5 protein-coding genes are annotated in these 3,693 nt (G+C 57.6%); 4 read left to right on the forward strand and 1 reads right to left on the reverse strand.

What is annotated here, in order from left to right:
• Window positions 1-119: 119 nt before the first annotated feature.
• Both aac(3)-IId and FTE26_RS07195 read left to right on the forward strand, forming a co-directional pair.
• Window positions 120-980 carry an aminoglycoside N-acetyltransferase AAC(3)-IId gene (gene aac(3)-IId, locus FTE26_RS07190; protein ID WP_000557454.1) on the forward strand — a complete coding sequence of 287 codons (861 nt, stop codon included), beginning with the start codon at window positions 120-122 and terminating at the stop codon, window positions 978-980.
• Window positions 981-992: 12 nt separating this feature from the next.
• Window positions 993-1,535, forward strand: coding sequence for an AAA family ATPase (locus FTE26_RS07195; RefSeq protein ID WP_000587837.1), 543 nt, complete (start codon window positions 993-995; stop codon window positions 1,533-1,535).
• 481 nt (window positions 1,536-2,016) lie between these two features.
• On the opposite strand, the gene FTE26_RS07200 is transcribed toward FTE26_RS07195, so the two are convergent.
• The gene (locus FTE26_RS07200; RefSeq protein WP_000951934.1) at window positions 2,017-2,208 is read right to left on the reverse strand and encodes a hypothetical protein; all 192 of its coding nucleotides are present in this window, start codon (window positions 2,206-2,208) and stop codon (window positions 2,017-2,019) included.
• Between the two features lie 23 nt (window positions 2,209-2,231).
• Here FTE26_RS07200 and FTE26_RS07205 point away from each other — a divergent pair, with 23 nt between their 5' ends.
• Both FTE26_RS07205 and FTE26_RS07210 read left to right on the forward strand, forming a co-directional pair.
• On the forward strand, window positions 2,232-2,459 hold the full coding sequence (locus FTE26_RS07205; RefSeq protein WP_000248278.1) for a hypothetical protein: 228 nt from the start codon (window positions 2,232-2,234) through the stop codon (window positions 2,457-2,459).
• 50 nt (window positions 2,460-2,509) lie between these two features.
• Entirely contained in the window at window positions 2,510-3,637 is a 1,128-nt protein-coding gene (locus FTE26_RS07210) for a DUF3883 domain-containing protein (RefSeq protein WP_014837927.1), read from the forward strand.
• Window positions 3,638-3,693: the final 56 nt, after the last annotated feature.

The following is a 3,693-nucleotide window of genomic DNA, read 5'->3' on the forward strand; positions in this document are numbered from 1 at the left end:
TCGCGAAACCATTTGATCATATGACAAGATGTGTATCCACCTTAACTTAATGATTTTTACCAAAATCATTAGGGGATTCATCAGCGTATAGTGTTTTGCAGTTTAGAGGAGATATCGCGATGCATACGCGGAAGGCAATAACGGAGGCGCTTCAAAAACTCGGAGTCCAAACCGGTGACCTCTTGATGGTGCATGCCTCACTTAAAGCGATTGGTCCGGTCGAAGGAGGAGCGGAGACGGTCGTTGCCGCGTTACGCTCCGCGGTTGGGCCGACTGGCACTGTGATGGGATACGCGTCGTGGGACCGATCACCCTACGAGGAGACTCTGAATGGCGCTCGGCTGGATGACGAAGCCCGCCGTACCTGGCTGCCGTTCGATCCCGCAACAGCCGGGACTTACCGTGGGTTCGGCCTGCTGAATCAATTTCTGGTTCAAGCCCCCGGCGCGCGGCGCAGCGCGCACCCCGATGCATCGATGGTCGCGGTTGGTCCGCTGGCTGAAACGCTGACGGAGCCTCACGAACTCGGTCACGCCTTGGGGGAAGGATCGCCCGTCGAGCGGTTCGTTCGCCTTGGCGGGAAGGCCCTGCTGTTGGGTGCGCCGCTAAACTCCGTTACCGCATTGCACTACGCCGAGGCGGTTGCCGATATCCCCAACAAACGGTGGGTGACGTATGAGATGCCGATGCTTGGAAGAGACGGTGAAGTCGCCTGGAAAACGGCATCGGATTACGATTCAAACGGCATTCTCGATTGCTTTGCTATCGAAGGAAAGCCGGATGCGGTTGAAACTATAGCAAATGCTTACGTGAAGCTCGGTCGCCATCGAGAAGGTGTCGTGGGCTTTGCTCAGTGCTACCTGTTCGACGCGCAGGACATCGTGACGTTCGGCGTCACCTATCTTGAGAAGCATTTCGGAACCACTCCGATCGTGCCTCCGCACGAGGCCGTCGAGCGCTCTTGCGAGCCTTCAGGTTAGAGGCCGTCGACAATGATAATCTGGATCAACGGACCTTTCGGCGCCGGAAAGACGACGCTCGCTAAGCGGCTGCGCGATCGGCGTTCCAAATCGCTGATCTTTGACCCCGAGGAAATCGGGTTCGTGGTGAAAGAAACGGTCCCCATGCCAGCGAGCGGAGACTATCAGGATCTCCCCTTGTGGAGGGGACTTACGATCGCGGCGGTCAGGGAGATTCGAAGGAATTACTCGCAGGACATCATCATCCCAATGACGCTCGTGCACCCGGACTATCTGACTGAGATACTCGACGGGGTAAGGCGGATCGACGATCAGCTGCTGCACATCTTTCTGACGCTCAACGAGGACCTATTGCGTCACCGGATCGCGAACCAGACCATGCATCCTGACCCGAATCGAAATGCGGAGATTCGAGAGTGGCGATTAGCGAATGTCGCCCGATGCTTGGCCGCAAGGGAACGGCTTCCATGCACAACCCGTGTTCTCGATAGTGGTGCACACACCAGCGATGAACTCGCAGCGATGGTGCTCGACGGAATCGATGGGCGCACCTGATCGCCTTCGACGCCTGCGCAAAGCGTAGCGCGAGGGTGGCGGGCTCACGACCAAACGCCCAGAGGTCGATCATCGCAGGGATGTTTGGCTTTGTGGTGCGGACGACGGGACTCGAACCCGTACTCTCACAGAGAAGCAGATTTTCGTACCACCTCGACTTTCGCCGCCGTCTGATGACGTTCGTGGTCTGGACTGTCCCTTCGCCATTGCCCGAAGGCTTTAGGCGCCGCCCGTCCAGTCTCTACACCTTCCCCCGAAGGGGCTTGGCTCGGGATTGGCTTAGGGTATTGCCCGTTAGCGTTCCCCGACTTTGAGCGGTTCTACTCCGCGGATTTCCCCGCGGGCACTCCAATTTTAAAGTCTGCTGCGTCTACCGATTTCGCCACGTCCGCCTTTTTTCGCCGTTCCTAGCGCTCGTGCGATGCACCTATGTTGCACCTAGCGCCGAATCGTTCTTCGTCATCCTGAAAAACCACGTCTCCTAAAGCCTTGCATAGCTTATCTTTTCTCCACCACGAACTTTTTTGTGGGATGGTAGAAAAAAAGACTTTTTAAGTCCGCTGGCTTGCCAGGCCTTGTTAGCTTGTACGGTCATGGTTATCGGGTAAAGAATATTGACGGCATCGCTGGTGTCGGTGGCTGAAAAGCCGGCTCCCATCAGGGCAATAGCCATTTCAGATGCAGGCGTACAGGGCAATGGTCAACAGCTACAGCCTGTCTGACGATTCCGGCGTCATGGCTGCGGCGGCTATCACGCATTTTTTGTTCGGTCAGGCGGTGTTTTCGTACCTCAATGGTTGGAGCGTGTTGATCGGACCTGGTACAGGTTTGGACAGCACGGGCTGCAAATACGCAAGGGATTTAATGGGCCTGGTGGCGTTCACGGCTTTTATCGTGACGTTTCTGTTCAGGGGCTACTCATAATCTCGTGGCTCGGCGGTTCCCGGCACACCATGACAGTAAGGAAGGACCCTGTGTCTCAACTCTCCCAGCTTCGAAGCCCCGCCGCCGTGCAGGCTGCCATCGATGAGTTCGTGCAACTGGGCCGCACGAAATTCCTGGCGCGCCACGGCTACGGCAAGTCCCGCGACTTCCTGGTACGTGATCCGAAGACCGGCACCGATTGCGATTCCAAGGCCATCGCCGGTGTGGCCTTCGGCAAGCAATTTCCCGAGCAGGGCCCGCTCACTGCTGACAGCTTCTCCGGTGGCGAGGCGACCGTCGTTCCGGCGCTGACGCGGCTCGGGTTTCGCATCATTCGCATCGGCGAAGACTGGTCCGAAGAAGAGGTCCTGGCCACGGTCGAAGACTATTTCGACATGCTGCGTGCCGAGGCGGCTGGGGAGCCGTACAACAAGTCCGAGCACAACCAGGCACTGCGCCAACTGCTGAACGGTCGCAGCAAGTCTTCAGTCGAGCTCAAGCACCAGAACATTAGCGCCGTACTCGATGCCCTGGGCCTGCCCTATATCAACGGCTACAAGCCACGCGGCAACAGCCAACTGCTGCTGCGTAAATCCGTACACGCCTACGTTCTGGAACATCAGCAGACGGTCGGCGCTCTTGTCGATGCCCTGGAGGAGGTAAAACTTCCGGGTGACAAAACCTACCGAGCGGCTTTGGTAGAACCACCCGCCCGTGAAGTGCTTGTGCGTACCCCGGCATCTCTACGGCAACGCCTACCGCGAAAGTTCGATTATGCCGCTCGCGATGAAGCCAACCGCAAGCTGGGCCGGGCAGGGGAGCAGTGGGTGATTGGCTACGAACAGCAACGCCTGACCGAGCTCGGCCACCCAGAGCTTTTTCAGCGGCTGGATTGGGTGTCCGACACCCAGGGAGACGGTGCGGGGTTCGACATCCTGTCGTTCGAAGAGGACGCCCATGAGCGCTTCATCGAGGTGAAAACCACCAATGGCGGGGTAGGCTCGTCTTTCTTGGTCAGCCACAACGAACTCGAATTCTCCAAGGAGGCGGGCGATCAATTCCATCTGTATCGCGTGTTCCAGTTTCGGGACGGTCCGCGCCTGTTCACGCTACCCGGCGACCTCAGCCAACATGTGCATCTCAAGCCGACGGGCACTGTTGCAAATAGTCGGTGGTGATAAACTTATCATCCCCTTTTGCTGATGGAGCTGCACATGAACCCATTCAAAGGCCG

The sequence above is a fragment of the Escherichia sp. S10b genome, from assembly GCF_028421345.1.
Taxonomy (GTDB): domain Bacteria; phylum Pseudomonadota; class Gammaproteobacteria; order Enterobacterales; family Enterobacteriaceae; genus ECMA0423.